This is a genomic window from Ereboglobus luteus (assembly GCF_003096195.1).
Lineage (GTDB): Bacteria > Verrucomicrobiota > Verrucomicrobiia > Opitutales > Opitutaceae > Ereboglobus > Ereboglobus luteus.
The window spans coordinates 3,609,139-3,629,662 of the sequence record NZ_CP023004.1 but is presented as its reverse complement, the minus strand read 5'-3'; the positions used below and the strand labels follow the sequence as shown (position 1 = coordinate 3,629,662).

Sequence of the window (20,524 nt, the reverse complement as noted above, 5' to 3'; positions counted from 1 at the left end):
AATCCGCAAAAATCTTTTTCCACCCATCCGGCATGAGATCGCACGTCCAGCCGTCGTTGTAATACCAGCCGTTGTTGTCATGAAATTCACGGGGTAAATTTTTGCGCCGATCCGCCTCGATTTTTCTGGCTTCAGCCAGTGTGGCGCCACGCACCTCGCGCCCCTCTGGATCGAGCCAAATTTCCAGCCAGCGGCGTTCCGAAAAAACGATTTTTCATTCAAAGGCGCACGGTTTCCCGGCTGCATCCGCCATATCGAAACAAAACACATTTTCCTTGGATGGCCCGACCAGTCGCGGATGTGTTTCGGTGCGGGGATTTGCAAACACCCCTGTCTCGCTCACGCAAAATCCCGCTTCCGCGCGAATGTCCGGCATTCCCTCCGGCTTTGCCTCCGCAAGCACATATAATATGGTGCCAGCGGGCACCGTCTTTGGCAGTGACAAGAGAAATTCTGCCTCGCCATCGGCGTTTGTGACACCATGCAACAATCGGCGCCCTTGCGACATCTTCCACTCCTCATATTCACGATGGGCAGCCTCCGATCCCTCGGAATAATCAAATCTGTCAAAATCCGGACGTATCGTGCACTCAACCGGCGCGCCAACCACCGCGCCGCCGGAATAGTATCGGGCGCTAAATCGCACCGTCATTTCCTGTCCCGGTCTCACCGATTCTGAGGATGACGCCAGCTCGATACTCGCCCGCATCGCAGGTGGAGTGAAATTATCCACCCCGAAGGAACCGCGTAAATGCGCATCCTTGTCGCCCAGCTTGAGCCTCCAGCGAGCATCGCCAGGACGCGTGCTTTCGGGAATGACAAATTTTCCATGCGCCGTGCCAAACGAATTAAACTTTATAGGTTCATCTTTCAAAAACTCGGCGTTGATCGTCGAAGCCGACACTGTTGCGGGCAGTGAGCAAACATCGAATCGTCCCTCCTTGCGCTCCCTCGCGATGATTTTCCAATGCACGGTTTCGCCCGGGCGGTAGAGCGGCCTGTCGAGAAACAAATCCGCCACGAACTTGGTGTCGTCCTGATAATTACGAACATGGGTTCGCAAGTATCTCGTCACCACCGGGTGTCCGCCCGCAACAATGGTTGCGAAATCGTTTTCTTTTGACGATGCGGCCAGCCGCAAATGTCCGTCCGCATCGGTTCGCCCCGTCCATGACTGAACGATCCGGCTATCGCCATTCCGCGAGTGCTGCCATTTGGAAGCATAGGCGTCCATGTTCACTTCAGCATTCGCCACGGGCGCGCCGTCGTGTTTGTTGAGCACATACAAATCAATCATCGCATTCGACGATGTCATGCCAACCACACGCACGTCGGAAACCACAAAATGGCAAAGCTTCGCCACCGTCTCTCCGTCTCCATAATCGCCGGACAAGGCCAGCATATAAAAACCCGGCTCAAGCGGCTGCTCCAAGTGAAACACCTCCGATTGCCACGCAAACGAATCCTCTGGCGGCGAGACAAACAACGGCATCGAACGCAACAATCGCACGCCCGGCACCGCACGGTATTTCTCAAGCAAAGCTGTCCCTTGCAATTTATCCAAGCCCGCCTCCATTTCCAGCAGCGCGCGGTAAGTTGTCAGGTCGTAAGAGTGGAGATCCGCCTTGATATTGCGCACCCGCGCCGTGCCCACGCTGAATTGCACCCGATCCGCGGTGCCAAAAGTGGATGCCATGTGACCGCGTAAATAGGGGAATTTCCACTGTCCGATCAAATCGTTCAACGCATCGGTTGCGGCCAGAAAAACGTGATCTTGCGTTTTTTTCGGTAATTTAGCGCGCAGCTGTGTCGCCCGCTCCAGCAAACCCGCATAGCCATCGCGAAGTATCTCGCGATTGGCAGTCACCGCATTCAAAATCGTTTTCGCATCGCGGCACCGCATTTCCTTGGAAAAAATCAACGCATTGGCGGCCGCTTCATAACGGGTGTCCGCGCATAATGTTGCGAGAACCCTCATGTGGCGCGCGGCAATATCAGGCTCGCTCAAACCATAACTCGCCAATGCACACCAAGCCCTGTCTTCCCTCGGCAACACCCCGGCATGGGCAATGTGGCCAAGCACCTCGGCAAACCTTGCCTTGGCTTCAGGCTCATCCGAGGAAGATGAGTTTCTGAAATAATTCATGCCCCGAACAAACGCCATGAGTCGTGCATTTGCTTTTTCGGACGGCGTTGCCGACGCCAAATAATCAAGCGTCTCCCGTCGCAAATCCCAAAGTTTTCCACGCTCTGAATGTTCAAGGCGCGCCTCCATGCAACATTCCACGATGCCTAGCCAAAATTCATCCTTCGCACGAACCGCATTCTTGCCCGCCACATTTGCGCCGGAGTCCCTTTCGTTTGTTTGATAAGGGGAAATCCACTCGTTCAGTTTCTCATCAAAATTGTGTTGCACAGACCAGTTTTTGGGGCCTTTCGCCCGCCACTCCGCTCGCGCCTGCCACAACTCGCACCAGCGTTTTGCCTCGTCGTCGGGCGCGAGCTTGAGCGCCGCGCCATAGGCGTCGCGTGCCAGCGCCCAGGATTTTTCATCGTCGAAACGTCGCGCCTCGGCCAGTTGTGCTTCGTATGTTTTGTCCGCGCCTGCGATTGGAGCCTGCGAAAAAACTACGACGAAAAATAACAATGCGAGGCGACGAGTGATTGAGGGGAATTTCATGAGGCGAGGAGTGTCTGATGAGAAGACGCGCGACTTTCGCTTTTCTTAATCACAAAGACAATCGCAGACATCGCCCCTGCCCTTCCCCGAACCAACCACCCTACTCGCGCACCTGGCCGGTGCCTTCGACCAGGAACTTGTAACTGCAGAGTTCGCGCAGGCCCATGGGGCCCCGGGCGTGGAGGCGGTCGGTGCTGATGCCGATCTCGGCGCCGAAACCGAACTCAAAGCCGTCGTTGAAGCGCGTGGAGGTGTTCCAGAAAACAGCGGCGCTGTCCACGGCCGCGAGGAAGCGGCGGGCTGTCGGCTCGTCGCGCGTGATGATGGCGTCGCTGTGCGCGGAGCTGTCGCGGTTGATTGTTGCAATGGCGGTTTCGAGCGAATCAACCACGCGCACGGCCATAACGTAATCGAGAAACTCGGTGCGATAATCCGCCTCGGTCGCGGCGGTGTGAGGAATATTTTCCCTTGCAAGAATGGCCGCGCTCGCGGGGTCGCAGCGGAGCGAGACGTTTTTGGCGACCAGCGCGCGCGCCACCCGGGGCAGCAGCGTTTCCGCCGCGTCGCGGTGCACGAGGAGTTGCTCCGCGGAATTGCAGACGGAGACGCGGCTCGTTTTTGCGTTCACTGTCACGCGCTCGGCAATGTCGGCGTCGGCCGCGGCGTCCAGATAGACGAAGCAGATTCCGTTGTAGTGCTTGAGCACGGGCACGGTGGCGTTTTCGGTGACAAAGCGGATGAGCGACTCGCCGCCGCGCGGGATGATGCAGTGCACGTATTGGTCGAGCTTGAGCAGCGTGTTGAGCGCGGCGCGGTCGGTCGTGGGGATGAGCTGCACGGCGTCGGCGGGCAGGCCGGCGTGGCGAAGCGCGTCGGGGATGAGCGCTGCGAAGGCGGTGTTGGTGTTGAAGATTTCCCTGCCGCCGCGGAGGATCGAGGCGTTGCCGCTCTTGAGGCAGAGGATCGCGCAGTCGATGGTGACGTTGGGGCGCGCCTCGTAGATGATGCCGATCACGCCGATGGGCACGCGGACGCGGCGGATGCGCAGGCCGTTGGGACGCGTGGCATCCTCCAATACCTCGCCGACCGGATCGGTCAGCGCGACAACCTGCCGCACGCTTTCGACGAGCTGGGCGATGCGCGCGGGTGTGAGTGTGAGCCGGTCGATTTGCGCGTCGGTCAAACCGTTGTTTTTCGCCTCGGCGAGGTCGCGGGCGTTGGCGGCGAGAAGCGCGTCCTGTGAAGCGGCGATCAACTCGGCCAGGCGTGTGAGCGCGGCGTTTTTCTGTTCGGGCGTCGCCGTGGCAAGGGCGAGCGATGCGGCGCGGGCGCGTTGGGCGATGGTGGTGACGAGTTGTGCGAGATCGGCGGACATGATGTTGAAAAGCATGCAATTTAGCGTTGCGCGCCCCACATGCAAGCGGAGAGCGGAAGCCGCGCTTGCGTCGGCGGGCTGGACGGGTTTGTTATGCTTTCTTCATGAGCAATTCCGCAGATTCCACGAACACCGCGCCCGCGCCCATTCCCGTCACCGTCCTCACCGGATTTCTCGGCGCGGGCAAAACCACGCTCCTCAATCGCATTCTCACCGAGCAGCACGGCAAAAAGCTCGCCGTCATCGAAAACGAATTCGGCGAGGTGGGCGTGGACAACCAGATCGTCGTCCAGACCGATGAGGAGCTTTTCGAGATGAACAACGGCTGCATCTGCTGCTCGGTGCGCGGCGACTTGATCCGCATCCTCACGCGCCTCATGAAGCGCAAGGACCGGCTCGACGGCATCATCATCGAAACCACCGGCCTCGCCGATCCCGGCCCCGTGGCGCAGACGTTTTTCACCGACGACGAGATGCGCGCGAACTTCCGTCTCGACGCGATCGTGACCATCGTGGACACGGCGCACATACTCCGGCACATCGACGATTCGCCCGAGGCGAAAAAACAAATCGCCTTCGCCGACGTGCTCGTGCTCAACAAAACCGATCTCATTGCCGCCGCCGAACTCGACTCGCTCGAAAAACGCATTCACGCCATGAACGCCGCGGCTAAGATTTATCGCGCCCAAAATTGCGACGTGCCGCTCGACGCCGTCATCAACATCGCCGGCTTTGATCCGGCGCGCGCACTGTCGGTCGATCCGAAATTTCTCCAGCCGAGTTATCCGTTCGAGTGGGCCGGCGCTTACAAACTTCCCGCCGGCACGCACAAGCTCGTGATCGGCCACTGCCATTGCCACGAGCACGGGCATGAGGGTTGCGATCACGACCATGACCATGAGCATGAACACGGCGACGGACATGGCGGGCACGAGCATCACCACCATCATCACCACGGCAATCCGGGCGAGCTCGATGTCGTTGTTGCGCCGGTGAAATCGCTCGACGAGGCGGATATCGAGGCGGTGGTGAAAACCACGGTGCTCACGTTTTCCGATTGGGAAAACAATGTGCGCGACGGTGACACGTTCACGCCCGGCGACACGCTTCAACGCCTGCATCTCGGCGAGCATGAGCACGGGCATTTTAAGTTCACTGTCACCGAGCCCGGTTATTACCTTGTGTTCGAGGGCTGCGGCGAGCATCCGCTGCACATTTATCCCGAGGGCGCGGGCGAGGACGACAATGTGCGCCCGGACTGGCAGCGCGATTTCGAGCACACGCATTCGCACGAGGACGATGTTTCGTCGGTGGGCATCAACACGCCCGGCGACCTCGACGGCCAGCGCCTGAACGCGTGGATCAGCGAATTGCTGCGCACCAAGGGCAACGACATTTACCGCATGAAAGGCGTGCTCAGCGTGAAGGGCGCGAACCGCCGCCTCGTTTTCCAGGGTGTGCACATGCTTTTCGACGCGAAGATGGATCGCGAATGGGCCGCGGGCGAGACGCGCGCAAACACGCTTGTCTTTATCGGCAAAAACCTGGACCGCACCGCGCTCAACGAAGGCTTCAACAAGTGCCTGGCGTGAGCGATGCGAAGTAGCGCGGACTGCCAAGTCTGCCTTCAGTTCCCCCGCCGTTTTTCGGAGGCGGACCAGGCAGTCCGAGTCACGTCTATTGCTTGGCGCCGGGCCGGACCATGGTTGTCGGATCGAGGGCGCGGTCGAGCGTGGCGGCGTCGAGCAGGCCTTTTTCGAGGACGACTTCGCGCAATGTCTTATTTTTTGAATACGCCTCTTTCGCAACCGCGGCCGCGGCATCGTAGCCGATGTGGGGATTGAGCGCGGTCACGAGCATGAGCGAGCGGTCAACAAGTTCGCGGCAGCGCTCGGGATCCGCCTCGATGCCCTTGACGCAGGCGTCGGCAAACTGTCGCGCGCCGGCGGCCAGGCACCGAATCGAGTCGTGCAGCGCGTAGGACATCAGCGGAAGCGTGACGTTGAGCTCGAAGTGTCCGTCGCGTCCGCACATGGCTACAATGTTGGCCATGCCTTGAGTGTAGATGCAGACTTGCACGAGCATTTCGCTCATCACGGGATTGACTTTTCCCGGCATGATCGAGCTGCCGGGTTGCGTGGCGGGAAGTTTGATTTCCTGCAGGCCGCTGCGCGGGCCGGAGCCGAGCAGCCGGATGTCGTTTGCGATTTTTGTGAGCGCCGCGGCAATGGCGCTGAGATGGCCGGCGGCCTCAACACAATCGTCGCGCGCCGCCTGCGCCTCGAAATGGTTTTCCGCCTCGTAGAAAAGGATGCCCGTTCGTTCCGTGAGAATGCGGCAGACTGTCGCGGCAAATTCAGGATGGGTGTTGATGCCGGTGCCAACCGCGGTGCCGCCGATCGCAAGTTCGCGCAGGCAGGCGATGGCTTTTTCCGCGCGGTCGGCGGCCTTCTTGGCTTGCGCGGCGTAACCCGAAAACTCCTGCCCGAGCGTGACGGGCGTGGCGTCCATCAGGTGCGTGCGCCCGATTTTCACAACGCCGTCGAAGGCGCGCGCCTTTGCGTCGAGCTCGGTGTGCAGGTGCTTGAGCGCGGGCACGAGCTGCGCGTGCAACGCAAGCGCAACCGAAACATGCAGGGCGGTGGGAATGACGTCGTTGGACGACTGGCCGTGATTGACGTCGTCATTCGGATGAAGCGGTTTTTTGGAGCCGATCGGATTGCCCGTTATCTGGCTGGCGCGGTTGGCGATGACCTCGTTCATGTTCATGTTGGTCGAGGTGCCCGAGCCGGTCTGGAAAATATCGAGTGGAAAGTGCGCGATGTGCTCCCCTTGGATGATCTCCTGCGCGACTTGTTGGATGAGTTGCGATTTCTCGGGTGAGAGCTGCCCGAGCTGCTCGTTGGCGGCGGCTGCGGCGAACTTCACAAGCGCGAGGCCCCGAATGAAACTCTCGGGCAGCGGACGCCCGCTGATCGGAAAATTCAAAAACGCGCGCTGGGTGGACGCGCCGTAGAGTGTTTCGTCCGGAACGGACATTTCGCCCATGGAATCTCTTTCAATACGCATGGATAAACCAATAACCGCTTTGGCAAAAAAATCAAAGCGGAAGCCCGTTTTTGTCGCTGTTTGCCAAAAACTTAACATCGGGCGCGCCGAACGCGCCTCGCGATTTTGGACCGACTTGAAAGTTACAGCCTTACGGGAATGCCGCAGGAGGCGAGGTAACCTTTCACTTGCGGGACGCTCAGCGTGCCGAAGTGGAAGAGACTCGCGGCGAGCACGGCGCTGGCGTGCCCCTCCGTCACTGCCTCGGCAAAGTGCTCCAGTTTTCCCGCGCCGCCGCTGGCGATCACGGGCACTGTCACGGCGTCGCTCACCGCGCAGGTGAGCGCGCAGTCGTAGCCATTTTGCACGCCGTCGCAATCCATGCTGGTAAGGAGGATTTCGCCCGCGCCGAGCGCGACGGCCTCGCGCGCCCAGGCAACCGCGTTGAGTTCGGTCGGGTTGCGTCCGCCGTGCGTGTAAACGCGCCATGTCTTGCCATCGGGTTCGCGTTTGGCGTCGATGGCGACGACGATGCACTGGTTGCCAAACCGGTTTGACGCGTCGGCAACGAGCTGCGGGGTTTTGATTGCGGCGGTGTTGAGCGAAACCTTGTCCGCACCCGATTTGAGCATTTTCTCAATGTCATCGACCGTGCGAAGTCCGCCGCCGACGGTGAGGGGCATGAAACATTTTTCCGCGGTGCGGGCGACGACATCGTGCATGATGTTGCGCTCCTCATACGAGGCGGTGATGTCCAGAAAGACGAGTTCGTCGGCGCCTTGCGCATCGTAAGCCTTGGCGCACTCGACCGGATCGCCGGCGTCGCGAAGCTGCTCGAACTGCACGCCTTTGACGACGCGCCCGTTTTTGACATCCAGACAGGGAATGACTCGTTTTGAAAGCATTGTGAAAATCAGGATTATTAGTTTGTAATGATGTAATGCTAAAGCCTGCGCGAATTGGAAATAAAAAACACAGAGGCGCGTGTGCCTCTGTGTTCGTTCTTAATAAAATCTGAAAAATATCATTCTTCGATTCGCGCAACGTCGGGTTCGAAGTTCACGATGAGGCGGTAGACGTTGCCGGGGCGCATGATGAGCGGATGGTCGCGCACGAGGTGCTGCAAGTAGTGGATTTTGCCGTAGTTCGTGCAATAGCGCGAATCATCGCTCACCACTTCGGTTTCCTGCCAGGAGGCTTGGAAATCGTCCTTCTGAACGGTGCAGCGGTGCGCTTGCTCACCGAGCGCGAGCGAGCCGGCCACGCGATAGCGCGAATGCGGCGCCGCGATGGCGAGCATGTAGCGGAACTTTGTGAGCGTGACCTGCTGTTTCACCGTGTAGGCGAATTCGCAGCTGATGCTTGGTCCCGCAAAATTCCACTGCACTTTCACCGAGCCGAGGTTTTTTGTGAGTTCCTCGTCCTTGGTGATGAGCTCGGGTTGCTCGTAGCGGAAATAGAAGCTGTTGCGCAGTCCGAGGCCGGTCACGCAGTTTTTGCCGTAATACGCGGGGATCGTGACAGTGTCGTCGCCGAAGGTGAGCTCGGGGAGCATGATCGGCGCGTAAACATTGCACGGCCAGTCGAACACGCCCGGGCAATGCGGGAAAGGCAGCGTGTCGGCGCTCGGCACCTTGCCGGAGCTGACGAGCGGGATTTGCGCATGGATACCGCTTGAGGGATCGCGGTAAAGGAAGAGGCCCTGTTCCTTGCGGTTCGACTTGTCGAAGATGACGAAGCGTCCGGTGGGATTGGTGCGCACGGGCTCGGGTTTGATTGGCGCGGCGGGCATTTGCACGGTTTTGGCGAGGCGCGACCACTGGCAGAGGAAGCGCGCGGCGTCGAAATTGGCGATGCGCGTGGTATGGTGCGGATTGGCCGTGCGCTCGTTGTCGCGCATGTCGAGGAAGCCGTGCTCCTGGTCGAGATAGGTCTGGTAGAAGAACAGGAAGAGGCGGCGCAGAATGTCGAAATACTTCGGTTTTTGATCCTCGGCAATCCAGCCGTCGCGCAGTCCCTGAAGAATGAGGCTGATGCAGTGCATCTGGCCGTAGGCTCCCGAGTAGCGGCCAAACGCCCAGCCGAGTCCGTCGCCGCGCACGAGGTCGGGCATCATTTTGATGTATTTCTCGGCATAGGTGCGAAGCGTGGGGAGCTTGCGGTCGCGCACTCCGGAGTTGGCGTGGAGCTGGAGCGAGGAGCGGATGAACACGTAGGTCATCACGCCGTAGAGCGAGAAGTTGCCGCCGATGCCGGGAGCCGCGTCGTCGAAAAATCCGGTGGAGCTGGTGTCGTTGATGCGCTCGACCATGCGCTCGATGAGGCGCGAGGTTTCGTCCTTCTTGGAAAGGCCGAAGGAGAAACGGGCGACTGCCTTGGCGACATTGAACGCCTGCCAGTGATTGTCGTAGTCCGAGCGGTGGAGCAATTGTTTGTCGATGCGGGCGCGGGTTTCGTCGACGAGGCGCTCCCACACAAGATTGCGCTCCTTGGACGGGCCGAAGCAGAGCAGGCCGAGCGAGGCGTAGGCGAGGCCGTTTTCGGCGGCGGGTTCGGTGAACATCTGCGCGGTGATGCAGCGCGCGGTCAGGTCGACGAGGTCGTAGCCTTTGAGCGTGGTGGCGCTGGTGGCGCGGTAATACTCGCCAAGGGCAAGCGCGGCGTGACCGGGTTCGTCGGGCCGGGAGAGCTCGCCTTCAACTGGAAGAATAGTGCCTTCCGGCTGTATTGAGGTTAAATTGTGGGCCAGCATTGTGCGGGCCATTTCGAGACATTGCTCGGAGAAGCTGTGCATGAAGGTAGTAGGCTGATCTGTCGAGCGCACCACGCGCGCAACAATGAAGTCGTAAGTTTTGCCAGTGTTTTGGATGCGTGTGCAAGAGGTAATTTTTCGTAAAGTTAAAAAAATATGCCGTAAAAGCTGTAATCGCGAGCGTTTCGCAAAAAAAAGCGGGAACCGCCCGAAAGCCGTTCCCGCATGTTGCAAGAAATGGATTGTGTGCGCGTTGCCTACTCGAAGGTGGGCTTGAGAACGAGTTCGTCGCCCGGTTGCGCAATGTAGTCCTCGCCATCGCTCCAAGAGAGGTCGTTGACAAGGAATTTAAACGAGACAGGTCCGCTGACGCCGACGAGCGTGATCGACCAGAGGTCGTCGTTGACGCAATTCATCGAAATACCCTTGTCCCAGCTCAGGCCTGCGCCGAGACCGCGAATTGTGAGCGAATTGCCGAAACCGATGTCGATCTGCGCCTTGATCTTGATGATCGCGGGCCTTGGCTGGCCGACGGACGCGGGTGCCGCGGCTTTTTTCACTTGCGGTGCGGGCGCGGGAGCGACCGCCGCGGCCGCCGCTTTCGCCACCTTGGGCGAAGTGACTTTAGCCGAGGATACCGCTTTGGTTTTTTTCTTTTTTGCCGGAACGGGCGCCGGCGCCGCTGGGGTAGCTTTGGCTTTTGTTGTTTTCTTCATGATTTGTATTCTCCGTTTTAATTAATCAGGCAATTTTTCGCCCAGACTGCGTTTACTCTTAATTAAATGCCCTTCTCTGCAATAGTTATTTGCAGTCAACCGTATTTGATATTCGTTTGCGCGGCCGCGTAAAAAAATTACTAAAACTAAAACGCGCGCGAAGCCGCCCTGCCTTACTTTAATTTGCAATCCACCACTACCGGGCGGTGGTCCGACAAAAATGATTTCACCACACTGCACGAAGCGTTGGTGCAGGACGGCGGCAGAAAAACAAAATCCAGCGTGCGCTGGGGCAGCGGCGAGGGATATGTTTTTTCATCCATCGGAAACAAACGGTAATCGCCGTGCTGCGAGAAATATTGAAACAGCGACCGCGTCGCGTCCGCCGTGTGCGAGGGATTGTTCAAGTCGCCGCACACAATCGGCTGCACCGTCCACTTCGGACGCATCTCGGCGGATTTTTTTGTGAGATACCCCATGAGCATTTCCACCTGCTTGATGCGGTGCGCGCGCGACCGGTGATGCAGGTGCATGTTGACCATGGGGACGCGTTTCCCGCCCACATCCAGCTCAACGAACAAGAAGCCCTTCTCGCCCAGTGTTTTTTTTCCGAACGCAATATTCTCCGAGTCCAGAATCGGATGCTTCGACAAAAACGCATTGCCGTAGTTGAAGTGAAACAACCCGTCCCTGCGCGTGTTCACGCCGAACACCGCATACGGAAACCGCGTGAACCGTCTCAAGTATTCCAGGTGGTCGAAATGTCCCGCCCACGACGAGTCCTGGTCAATCTCCTGCAGCGCGACGACGTCGGCCTTGAACGTGGACAACAGCTTCGCGATCTTGGTCAGTTGCGAACGAATCCGGCGCTGCGAAGACAATGCCGAAAACGGCCGCAGCCCGCGGCCATGGGCGATATTGTAAGTGACGATGCGCAACGAGGACATTTGTGAAACGTGAAACGCGGGGTTTTAATTTTCGGAATTAAAAATGAATCCGAGTGAATACTCCGCCCCGCGTTTCATCTGCAATGAGAAATCATGATTATTTTATGCGACGCCCGCCGCCGGGTGTGATTAAGAATCCGAGGGCGGGGCGGTTGCAGACTGCCGCTATCGCTCGAAACACCGTTGCCGAGCGCGCCCCACGGCAGAGGCAGTTTACGGTTTACAGTTTTCAGTTAACAGTTTCGGCTCCGCAACCTCCACGGCACAACAGCGCCAAACCGCAAATTCCGACTCCTGACTCCTTTTTTCATCCATGCAACGCAACGACAACCGCACACCCGATCAACTCCGTCCCATCACGCTCGTTCCCGACATCGCACCGCACGCCACCGGCTCCGTGCTCATCGGCTTCGGCAACACTCGCGTCATCTGCGCCGCGACCATCGAACCCAACGTCCCCAACTGGATGAAACAGCAGGGCGTGAAAGGCGGCTGGCTCACCGCCGAGTATTCGATGCTCCCCTACTCCACCCTCGACCGCAAGTCGCGTGACATTTCCAAGGGCCGCATCGACGGACGCACCGTTGAAATCCAGCGACTCATCGGTCGCTCCCTCCGCGCCATCATCGACCTTCAGAAACTCGGCCAAAACACCCTCTGGATCGACTGCGACGTGCTCCAAGCCGACGGCGGCACCCGCACCGCCTCGATCACCGGCGCCTACCTCGCCGCGCGCCTCGCCGTGCAAAAACTCATCGACGCCAAAAAGCTCGCCGAAAATCCCCTCCTGGATTCCGTCGCCGCCGTGAGCGTTGGCATCCACGAAGGCAAGGAACTGCTCGACTTAAACTATCTTGAGGACAAGGACGCCGAAGTCGATTTTAACGTCGTGATGACCGGCAAGGGCCAGTTTGTCGAAGTGCAGGGCACGGGCGAGGAAGCCACTTTCAGTAACGACCAGCTCCAAGGCCTTCTCGTTCTCGCCCAAAAAGGCCTCAAGGATTTGGCCGCGCAACAAACCGCGTTTTTGACGAAACAACTGCTGGGAACGGTGAAGATCGGGTGAGGTGTGAAAAACACTATCGTATTAATCGTTTCATTGAATCTACCGGAACAGTATACATCGAACAGGTCTGTGGTTTGCCAAGCGATTCAATGTATATCGACTATTTCAGAAAAACATCTGATTAGGGCAACGGGAGTAGATTCAAAATGAAAATCTAAATTGCTGTAACAATTTATATGCCTCGCAAAAAACAGATTCCCTATCGCAATCAAAGCCCCACCGGTTGGTGGATATATGAAGAGATCGAGCAGTGGGTATCAAATCGACAGAAAAGACTAACGCCAAACAGTCGATGCTTGGTATGGCAAAATACGCGTATCATAATGGCTAAAAATCGCCATGAGGCCTTTCAAAAGGCTATGCGTTTGAGTAAAAAGACATTTCCATCAAAAACAGACGGTGGAGAATGGCGTTTTGCAGGTATCTCAATGCTTTTACCCATCTATGAAAAAATGAAAGATGGTTCAGAGGTGTTATGGACTGAACGAGGAAAAATGTCTCAACGACAAATACAACGATTGGTGAAATCTAAACAACAACTCTCTGTGTTTGATGATGAATATCACGATGAGAGATAAGTTTTTGAAGCGAACCGCACTTCTCTTTTTTTTGCTCGTCATCGCCGCAAGCGCCTCCGCCGCACTCCCTAAAATCACCCCATCCCAAACCATTGCCGCAGCCCGCGCGCAAATCGGCGTCACCACTTCCTATGATCCGGCGTATCGAAAAATCGGATACCCGAACGGTGATGTGCCCATCGACACCGGCGTGTGTGCCGACGTGATCGTGCGCGCCTTGCGCAAGCAAAACGCCGACCTCCAGCAACTCGTCCACGAGGACATGCGCGCCAACTTTTCCGCCTACCCAAAAATCTGGGGGCTCCGCAAAACCGACAAAAACATCGACCACCGCCGCGTTCCCAATCTTTGCACCTATTTCAAACGCGCCGGGAAATCCGTTGCCGTCACCGACAAAGCCGCCGACTACAAGCCCGGCGATATCGTCGCGTGGAATCTCCGTCCCAAGGGCTCGCTCCCGCACATCGGCATCGTCTCCGACAAAAAAGCCCCCGACGGCACCCTGCTCATTATTCACAACATCGGCTCCGGCACCCGCGAGGAAAATATCCTTTTCCAATACCAAATCACCGGGCACTTCCGGCTGTGACCAACCTCACACCCATTGAGCCATCCCACTTTGAGGGAGGCGCGAAAGGTTGAGCGGTTTGTTTCGGGTTAAAAATTAACGCGATTGCGCAAACACCCGCATCGCATTTCCGCCCAAAACCGCGGCTAGTTCCGGTTCAGCCAGTCCTCCCGCGCGCGACTCGGCGATCAACGACGCCATCGAATCAGCGGCGCTCGCGTCATTGTTTTTTGGATACAGAACAAGCGGATAATCCGTTCCAAACAAAATCCGTTCCGCGCCCGCGGCATCCGCCATCTCGCGCCAAATGCCCGCGCTAGTATTCGCGCCATACGTCAGCGGCGACGCCGCTGTGTCATAAAAAATGTTTCCGAGGTTTCGCACCGGCTCACTCCATTCCGCATCCAGCGGCAACCGCGCCCCCCAATGCGCCAGCACGAAGCGCGTCCCCGGATGCCGCCGCGCCCAGCGCACAAAATCTCCGAGGGGCGTTTCCACCTTTCCCGGATAATTTCTTCGTCCCGCCTCGCCCGCCGATTCGGTGACGTGCATGCACACCGACAACCCCAGCTCGCCCGCAAGCGCCAGCGCCGCATCCATCGCCTCCCGCGCCGCCGCATCGTCCATCACGCCCTGCGAATGTGGTGACAATTCACCAAGCCCGACAAACCCGGCCTCCGCCGCGCGCCTCACCGATTCGCGCGCCGCATCCGCTCCCGCGCCCGGATGCAGGGCCGCGCACGCGCTCAGCCGGTCCGGATGCGCGCGCACGCATTTTTCATAAAAGCCATTCTGCCATTCGCATGTCTCCGGCCGCTCCCAATACCATCCTTGGAGCACCGCGCGCGCCACGCCCGCCGCATCCATCGCGCGCAGCAATTCATCGACGCTTGGAAACTCCTGCACGCGCCGCCCGTCCTTTCGCGTGCGCGTGCACAGCACCGCCCAGTGCGCCTCGCCGCGCGCCGCCGCCCATTCAGTCGGAGCCGCGTTCAGCTCCGGCGGATACAAATGCACATGCGAATCGACGATTTCCATTTGCTTGGTTTCAAGACAAAAAAGTCATGCGGAGCCACTCCCAATTCCAATCTTTCAAGACTGTGACCGCCCTATCGTTTCAGCGGACGCTCCGGATCAAAATCGGGCGCCTCGAAATCGCTTTGTTCCACCCACGAGGTTCTTATCTTGGCGCGTTCGTTTTTGTCCATGAAGCGATTGTATAAATCCCTGTTTTTCGACGCGTAGGGATATTGGTCGAAAACATAGCCGCACCCCTCCATGCGCGGGTCGTTTTGCCTGCGCAACTCGGCAAACAAACACTCTTTCATTTGCGACAACCGCGCACTGTGCTCCGGCGCGCGAGCCAGGTTGTTCATGCAATCGGCATCCGTTGACAGGTCATACAATTCCTCCTCCGGGCGCATTCCGAAATTGAGCTCCCACATCCAGTGATTAACGCCCCGTCTGTTTTGCTCGAGGATTGCGGTCTTGGTCGGGCCGCCGTCCGTGTTCAAATATCCGGTTACCGGATCGCACATGGGCCAGCGCGCGGGCTCGAAGTTTTTCAAATATAAAAAGCCGTCCATGAGCAGGCCGCGTATCGGGTATCCGGTGTCATTCGGACGCCCCAGGTCGTGCCGCTCCTGTCCGACGAGCAACATTTCCCGTCCCCGCGCATTGTTCTGAAATATATCCATCAAACTCCGCCCCTGAACCGGGGCCATGGTTGCCGCCTGTGGAGCTCCGCTGGCGGCCTCGATGATTGTCGGGGCGAAATCTATAAAGCTCACATAATCGCGTGAAACACGCCCGGGATTTTTTATGCCGCGCGGCCAGCAAATCGCCAGCGGCATGTGCACGGATGCCTCGTAAGCGGTCCCCTTCATCCGGGGAAACGGCATGCCGTTGTCGGAAGTGACGACGATGATTGTGTTCTCCAATTCGCCCACTCGCTCCAACGCCTCCAGCATGCGTCCGAGGTGCCTGTCGAAATGCTCCACTTCCAACGCGTAATCGAGCATGTCGTTGCGCACGGTTTCGGTGTCGGGCCAATACGGGGGCACGCGGTCAATCTGCGCCGTGTTTTTGCCACCGACAGCGACACCGGAGCCGTATTCATATTTGCGATGAGGCTCGCGCCCTCCATACCAAAAACAAAACGGTTGGCCGGGTTTTCTCGATTTTAAAAACGACTCGAAGTTCCCCGCGTAGTCGATTGGCGAAATGCCTTTTGTCGGCGGGGTTGTTTTCCCCCCATTGTATTCCGCGCCGGTTAATTGCCGGCGCGTTCCATCCTCCGCGATCCCCGGATCGCCCGGACTCCACCCTTTTCCCGTGAAGCCGGTTTCATACCCCATTCCGGAAATCGCCTCCATGAATGTGCGATATTCCACAGGAAAATAACACCCGTGGTTCGCCGCCGCTCCGAGCTGCCAGCTGTTGCGCCCCGTGAGCACCGCCGCGCGCGACGGCGCGCACTTGGCATTCGGCGTGTAGGCGCGCATGAACAAAACACCCTCCCTCGCCACGCGGTCAAACGCGGGCGTGCTCACCCACTTGCAACCATATGCCGACATGTGCCCGAACGACGCGTCATCGGCGATGCAAAACAATATGTTGGGCCGGCCTGCATTGTCGGCGTCCGGCTGCGCGACCGCGCCGGACGTGAACAGCAACGGCGCGGCCATCGCGCACAAAACGCCGCCCGCGGTATTTTTGACAATCTTCATGCCGGTATTATTTTTTGCGCTCCTTGATAATCTACTCCCTCGGCGCCTTGATATCCCCGCCGATCGTCTGGTGAAGCGCGGCCATGCTGCCCTGGTTGATGATGATGACGCCGCGGATCGGGCGGTCGAGGTCGAGGATGATGGTCAACACCGAGCAAATGGCCATGACCAGAACGACGTTTGGCCAGAAGATGCGCGTGCTTTTCAAGCCGATGCCGTAGGCGAGCGTGCCGGTGGCGCAGGCCGAGACAAATATCAGCAGCCAGATGATCGCCTCGGGAATGTGATTGCCGCGCGCGGCGGTGCGGTCGTTTTCATCGGAAAACACGCGGGTGAGCGTGTCCATGAAGTTTACGATTTGATCCGCGCCGACGCCGGCCTTTTCGGTGTTGGCGCGTTCGAGCAATCGCACGGTCTCCGTCCACATTTCATTTTGCAGGATGTTTGTGCGGTCGATGTTGTCGCGCATCTGGTCGGCGCGCGTGCCCGGCGTGTAATACTCGGCGCGCAGGCCCGTGTATTCGTAAATCTGCGACTTCATTTTTTGCGCGCCATCCCTCGGCAGGAGGTCGGCGAACAGGTAGGAGGTTTGAAGGTCGTTGACCTCCTGCCGCAGCAAATCCTGCCGCGTGTTGAAGCGCCCGAGCGCCATGCCGAAGGCGAAACCGAGCATCAACGCGACAAGCCCCAGCAGCGTGCCGCCGAGCGCGGTGACCTGGCCGCTCAGATGCTCGCGCGCATTTGCGGCGCGCCGGCGCCCGTAGCGGAACGCGCATTCGGTGACGAGCAACAGAAGCGCGACCAGAACAATAAAAAACGCGGCCTCGTGGAAATAATGGAAAACTTCAGGCAATGGCTTGGGCATGGCGAAAAGGATGAAGTTGAGGGTTGTTGGTGAAATACACAGTTGATGGTTTGCCGGGAGGCTGTTGTTTGACAATCCCTATCACCGCGCGGATGCCGGTGTTTTGGCGAGCATCTAAAAAGTTAAAAATGAAAATTAATTGACAAAAACGACTATCTTAATGACCTACCCATAATTCTTTACGATGAGCCATAACGCCCCCCTTCCCCACCCTCGGACTTGGCCGATGTAGCCGGACAATTCATGCTGCACGGGCAGTTCCTGGACGCGCAACCCTACGGTTCCGGGCATATCAACGACACCTTCGTCGCGCGATTCGACCAGTCGGGCGCGCCGGTTCGCTACATCTTTCAAAAAATAAACCAAAATATTTTCAAGGATGTCGCGGCGCTGATGGACAACATCGAACGCGTCACCAGCCACGCCTCTCGCCGCGCAAAGGAAAAAGGCGCCGACGCCTCGCGCCGCGCGCTCACCCTTGTGCCGACCCGTGACGGGCGCTCCCATCTCAATGCCGCCGGCGGCCACGCCTGGCGGTGTTACCTTTTTATCGAGAACGCGCGCACCTACGACATCGTCGAAACCCCGTCGCACGCGCGCGAGGCGGCCCGCGCCTTCGGCACGTTTCAAGGCCTGCTGAACGACCTGCCCGGCGGGCGCCTGCGCGAAACCATCCCCGATTTTCACAACACGCGCAAACGCTTCGAAAACTTCCAGCGCGCGCTCGCGGCCGACGCGCACAACCGCGCGGCGAATGCGCGCGATGAAATCGACTTCGCGCTAAAAAGCGAATCCATGGTGGACGTGCTGCTCAACCTCCAAAAAAGCGGCGCGATCCCCGAGCGAATCACGCACAACGACACCAAGATCAACAACGTAATGCTCGACGACGCCACGCACGAGGGCATTTGCGTGATCGACCTCGACACCGTGATGCCCGGCCTCGCCCTCTACGACTTTGGCGACATGGTGCGCTCCGCGACAAACTCGGGCGCGGAGGACGAGCGCGACCTCTCCAAAATCTCCATGCGCATGCCCTTTTACGAGGGGCTTGTCTCCGGCTACTTGAGCGCCGCCGGCTCATTCCTGAACGAGGCCGAGCGCGCGCACCTCGCTTTTTCGGGCAAACTCATCACCTTCGAAATCGGTCTGCGCTTTCTCACCGATTACCTTGAGGGCGACGTGTATTTCAAAACAAAACGCCCCGGCCACAACCTTGACCGCTGTCGCACGCAATTCGCCCTCGCGCGCAGCATCGACTCTCAACAATCCGCAATGGAAACCATCACCACACGCATCGCAAACAAGGAGACCTCACAATGAAAGTGCTCATCACCGGCGGAGCCGGATTCATCGGCAGCCACATCGCGGAACAATTGCAAGGCCGCGCCGAAGTGCGCGTGCTCGACAGCCTGCGCACGGGATTCGAAAAAAATCTGGCGGGCATGAACGTGGAGTTTATCGAGGACTCCATCCTGAGCCGCGACGCGCTCCGCGCGGCCATGCGCGGTGTCGATTATGTGTTTCACCTCGCCGCGCTGATCAGCGTGCCCGAATCCGTTGAGCGTCCGCACGAATGCGTTTCCCTCAACGTGACCGGCACGCTCAATGTGCTTGAGGAGGCCGCCGCGGCCGGCGTGCGCAAACTGTTCTTCGCCTCGTCCGCCGCCGTCTATGGAAACAACCCCTCCGTGCCGAAACTCGAGGCAATGCTTCCCGAACCGCGCAGCCCCTACGCCGTCACCAAGCTCGACGGCGAATACTACTGCCGCCAGTTCGCCGAAACGGGGCGGCTCGACACGGTCGCATTCCGGTTCTTCAACGTGTTCGGCCCGCGCCAGGACCCCGGAAGCGCCTACGCCGCCGCGGTGCCGATTTTCATGCAAAAGGCGCTCGCGAACGAACCGCTCACCCTCTTCGGCGACGGCGGACAGACGCGCGATTTCATCTACGTGAAAGACCTCGCTGCGGCGTGCATTCAGGCCGCCACCACTCCCGGACTGGCCGGCGTGTTCAACGCGGGTTACGGCGGGCAGATCACGATACTCGAACTGGCGCAACGCATCATCGCCATGTCCGGCTCGCGCTCCGAAATCCGTCACGCGCCGGAGCGCGCCGGCGACGTGCGCCATTCGCGCGCAAACGTGGACGCGCTGCGCCAGGCCGGCGTTCCGCTGTCGGGATCGCTTGAGACGGGGCTGCACGAAACGCTCGCGTATTACAAGGCATGCCACGACGAAGCCCGATAGAAAAGAGCGGCGCGCGCGCAAACGACCAGGTTTCGCTCAAGGCAGCCTGCGATCGAATCGGCAAATCGCTCACCCGGCTGGTCAATCCGGCCGACTTGTTTTCCGGCGCGAAACTGGAGGACGCCGCGGTTGCCGACAACATCATCATTTTCAAGCGCACCTCGCCGGACATGCTGCGGCCGCGCGGCGTGACGCATAATTACCATCATCGCTACGAATTGGTGGTGCCGCTTCAGAAAACCGGACGCATTCATGTGGACGGCGTGCCGTATCAACTCACACCCGGCATGGCTTGCCTGATATTTCCGCACCAGTTTCACCATTATCTGGACATTGAGAAAGGGCCGATGAAGTGGGTGTTTGTCACCTTCGAGATGAAAAGCGCCGCCACCCTGCAGCTCCTGCGCAACTCGCCGCGCAAACTCGGCGCGTGCGAAATCGAAGACCTCGATGCGCTGATCAAGGAATATGTGTCGCCCCCCTCCGGCCCCGGGCGCGGCTTGAATTTGGTGTTCAAGGTTTCCAGCTTTTTGCAACGACTCGCCAAATGCCGCGAAGCCGATTGCGTGATTCGCAACGACGGCGAGGAGTCGGACACGCGCGGCGCGATTTTGGAAAAAATCAACGCCTATGTGCGTTCGCACCTCGGCGAGTCCGTGAGCATATCCGATCTCGCCGCGCACACCGGCTACTCGATTAGTTATTTGCGGGCGATTTTTCGCAAAAACCTGGGCGTGAGTCTCGGCAGCTACATGCGCGAGTCGCGACTGTTGATTGCCGCGTCAATGCTCGGCGATCCGGAACGCGGCAGCATTGAGGAAATCTCAAGGGCATGCGGATTCGAGTCGATCTTCGCGTTCAGCCGCGCATTCAAAAACGCCATGGGCATGTCGCCGCGCGCCTACGGAAAATTCGTGCGAACAACCTCCCGCGAATAAATTTGGCAGGGCG

Annotated in this window: 17 protein-coding genes; 7 read left to right on the top strand and 10 right to left on the bottom strand. The window is 58.7% G+C overall.

What is annotated here, in order from left to right; translation table 11 throughout:
• Window positions 1-214: 214 nt before the first annotated feature.
• Window positions 215-2,680 carry an MG2 domain-containing protein gene (locus CKA38_RS13235; RefSeq protein ID WP_108825913.1) on the bottom strand — a complete coding sequence of 822 codons (2,466 nt, stop codon included), beginning with the start codon at window positions 2,678-2,680 and terminating at the stop codon, window positions 215-217.
• 100 nt (window positions 2,681-2,780) lie between these two features.
• A complete protein-coding gene (locus CKA38_RS13230) occupies window positions 2,781-4,055 on the bottom strand; it encodes a glutamate-5-semialdehyde dehydrogenase (protein WP_192881138.1) in 1,275 nt (424 codons plus the stop codon).
• A gap of 104 nt (window positions 4,056-4,159) precedes the next feature.
• On the opposite strand from CKA38_RS13230, the gene CKA38_RS13225 reads away from it, so the two are divergent.
• Entirely contained in the window at window positions 4,160-5,647 is a 1,488-nt protein-coding gene (locus CKA38_RS13225) for a CobW family GTP-binding protein (protein ID WP_108825911.1), read from the top strand.
• An 85-nt stretch (window positions 5,648-5,732) separates the two neighbouring features.
• Here CKA38_RS13225 and CKA38_RS13220 read toward each other — a convergent pair whose 3' ends face one another.
• The 5 genes from CKA38_RS13220 to CKA38_RS13200 form a co-directional block, all read right to left on the bottom strand.
• Entirely contained in the window at window positions 5,733-7,124 is a 1,392-nt protein-coding gene (locus CKA38_RS13220) for a class II fumarate hydratase (RefSeq protein WP_108826589.1), read from the bottom strand.
• Window positions 7,125-7,246: 122 nt separating this feature from the next.
• The gene (gene hisF / locus CKA38_RS13215; RefSeq protein WP_108825910.1) at window positions 7,247-8,008 is read right to left on the bottom strand and encodes an imidazole glycerol phosphate synthase subunit HisF; all 762 of its coding nucleotides are present in this window, start codon (window positions 8,006-8,008) and stop codon (window positions 7,247-7,249) included.
• Between the two features lie 119 nt (window positions 8,009-8,127).
• Window positions 8,128-9,897, bottom strand: coding sequence for a hypothetical protein (locus tag CKA38_RS13210; RefSeq protein WP_236919039.1), 1,770 nt, complete (start codon window positions 9,895-9,897; stop codon window positions 8,128-8,130).
• 215 nt (window positions 9,898-10,112) lie between these two features.
• Entirely contained in the window at window positions 10,113-10,571 is a 459-nt protein-coding gene (locus CKA38_RS13205; protein WP_108825906.1) for an early set domain-containing protein, read from the bottom strand.
• A 173-nt stretch (window positions 10,572-10,744) separates the two neighbouring features.
• A complete protein-coding gene (locus CKA38_RS13200; protein WP_108825904.1) occupies window positions 10,745-11,518 on the bottom strand; it encodes an endonuclease/exonuclease/phosphatase family protein in 774 nt (257 codons plus the stop codon).
• Between the two features lie 313 nt (window positions 11,519-11,831).
• Between CKA38_RS13200 and rph the strand changes: the two genes are divergently transcribed.
• From rph to CKA38_RS13190, 3 genes are all read left to right on the top strand, one after another.
• On the top strand, window positions 11,832-12,584 hold the full coding sequence (gene rph, locus CKA38_RS13195; RefSeq protein WP_108825902.1) for a ribonuclease PH: 753 nt from the start codon (window positions 11,832-11,834) through the stop codon (window positions 12,582-12,584).
• A gap of 176 nt (window positions 12,585-12,760) precedes the next feature.
• Complete coding sequence (locus CKA38_RS15545; protein ID WP_152032869.1) at window positions 12,761-13,162, top strand: hypothetical protein; 402 nt, start codon at window positions 12,761-12,763, stop codon at window positions 13,160-13,162.
• Window positions 13,152-13,751, top strand: a complete 600-nt coding sequence (locus CKA38_RS13190) for a DUF1287 domain-containing protein (protein WP_425482472.1) — start codon at window positions 13,152-13,154, stop codon at window positions 13,749-13,751. The genes CKA38_RS15545 and CKA38_RS13190 overlap by 11 nt, the downstream gene beginning before the upstream one ends.
• Window positions 13,752-13,826: 75 nt before the next feature.
• Here CKA38_RS13190 and CKA38_RS13185 read toward each other — a convergent pair whose 3' ends face one another.
• From CKA38_RS13185 to CKA38_RS13175, 3 genes are all read right to left on the bottom strand, one after another.
• Complete coding sequence (locus CKA38_RS13185) at window positions 13,827-14,768, bottom strand: amidohydrolase family protein (protein ID WP_108825899.1); 942 nt, start codon at window positions 14,766-14,768, stop codon at window positions 13,827-13,829.
• Window positions 14,769-14,839: 71 nt separating this feature from the next.
• Complete coding sequence (locus CKA38_RS13180) at window positions 14,840-16,459, bottom strand: sulfatase family protein (protein WP_202863912.1); 1,620 nt, start codon at window positions 16,457-16,459, stop codon at window positions 14,840-14,842.
• Window positions 16,460-16,490: 31 nt separating this feature from the next.
• On the bottom strand, window positions 16,491-17,324 hold the full coding sequence (locus tag CKA38_RS13175; protein WP_108825897.1) for a bestrophin-like domain: 834 nt from the start codon (window positions 17,322-17,324) through the stop codon (window positions 16,491-16,493).
• Window positions 17,325-17,543: 219 nt separating this feature from the next.
• Here CKA38_RS13175 and CKA38_RS13170 point away from each other — a divergent pair, with 219 nt between their 5' ends.
• The 3 genes from CKA38_RS13170 to CKA38_RS13160 are packed head-to-tail and all read left to right on the top strand — an operon-like array spanning window position 17,544 to window position 20,511.
• Window positions 17,544-18,647: a phosphotransferase enzyme family protein gene (locus CKA38_RS13170; RefSeq protein ID WP_236919038.1), complete on the top strand. Its 1,104-nt coding sequence runs from the start codon at window positions 17,544-17,546 to the stop codon at window positions 18,645-18,647.
• Complete coding sequence (locus tag CKA38_RS13165; RefSeq protein WP_108825894.1) at window positions 18,644-19,573, top strand: NAD-dependent epimerase/dehydratase family protein; 930 nt, start codon at window positions 18,644-18,646, stop codon at window positions 19,571-19,573. The genes CKA38_RS13170 and CKA38_RS13165 overlap by 4 nt, the downstream gene beginning before the upstream one ends.
• Window positions 19,552-20,511 (top strand): helix-turn-helix transcriptional regulator, encoded by a 960-nt coding sequence (locus tag CKA38_RS13160; protein ID WP_108825893.1) that lies wholly within the window; start codon window positions 19,552-19,554, stop codon window positions 20,509-20,511. Before CKA38_RS13165 ends, CKA38_RS13160 begins: the two co-directional genes overlap by 22 nt.
• Window positions 20,512-20,524: the final 13 nt, after the last annotated feature.

Coding starts and splice junctions, on each gene's coding strand:
- CKA38_RS15545 (WP_152032869.1), top strand. CDS start 12,761: ATGCCTCGCAAAAAACAGATTCCCTATCGCAATCAAAGCCCCACCGGT.
- CKA38_RS13165 (WP_108825894.1), top strand. CDS start 18,644: ATGAAAGTGCTCATCACCGGCGGAGCCGGATTCATCGGCAGCCACATC.
- CKA38_RS13230 (WP_192881138.1), bottom strand. CDS start 4,055: ATGTCCGCCGATCTCGCACAACTCGTCACCACCATCGCCCAACGCGCC.
- CKA38_RS13235 (WP_108825913.1), bottom strand. CDS start 2,680: ATGAAATTCCCCTCAATCACTCGTCGCCTCGCATTGTTATTTTTCGTC.
- CKA38_RS13190 (WP_425482472.1), top strand. CDS start 13,152: ATGAGAGATAAGTTTTTGAAGCGAACCGCACTTCTCTTTTTTTTGCTC.
- CKA38_RS13200 (WP_108825904.1), bottom strand. CDS start 11,518: ATGTCCTCGTTGCGCATCGTCACTTACAATATCGCCCATGGCCGCGGG.
- CKA38_RS13205 (WP_108825906.1), bottom strand. CDS start 10,571: ATGAAGAAAACAACAAAAGCCAAAGCTACCCCAGCGGCGCCGGCGCCC.
- CKA38_RS13175 (WP_108825897.1), bottom strand. CDS start 17,324: ATGCCCAAGCCATTGCCTGAAGTTTTCCATTATTTCCACGAGGCCGCG.
- CKA38_RS13185 (WP_108825899.1), bottom strand. CDS start 14,768: ATGGAAATCGTCGATTCGCATGTGCATTTGTATCCGCCGGAGCTGAAC.
- rph (WP_108825902.1), top strand. CDS start 11,832: ATGCAACGCAACGACAACCGCACACCCGATCAACTCCGTCCCATCACG.
- CKA38_RS13180 (WP_202863912.1), bottom strand. CDS start 16,459: ATGAAGATTGTCAAAAATACCGCGGGCGGCGTTTTGTGCGCGATGGCC.
- CKA38_RS13225 (WP_108825911.1), top strand. CDS start 4,160: ATGAGCAATTCCGCAGATTCCACGAACACCGCGCCCGCGCCCATTCCC.
- CKA38_RS13220 (WP_108826589.1), bottom strand. CDS start 7,124: ATGCGTATTGAAAGAGATTCCATGGGCGAAATGTCCGTTCCGGACGAA.
- CKA38_RS13210 (WP_236919039.1), bottom strand. CDS start 9,897: ATGCACAGCTTCTCCGAGCAATGTCTCGAAATGGCCCGCACAATGCTG.
- hisF (WP_108825910.1), bottom strand. CDS start 8,008: ATGCTTTCAAAACGAGTCATTCCCTGTCTGGATGTCAAAAACGGGCGC.
- CKA38_RS13160 (WP_108825893.1), top strand. CDS start 19,552: ATGCCACGACGAAGCCCGATAGAAAAGAGCGGCGCGCGCGCAAACGAC.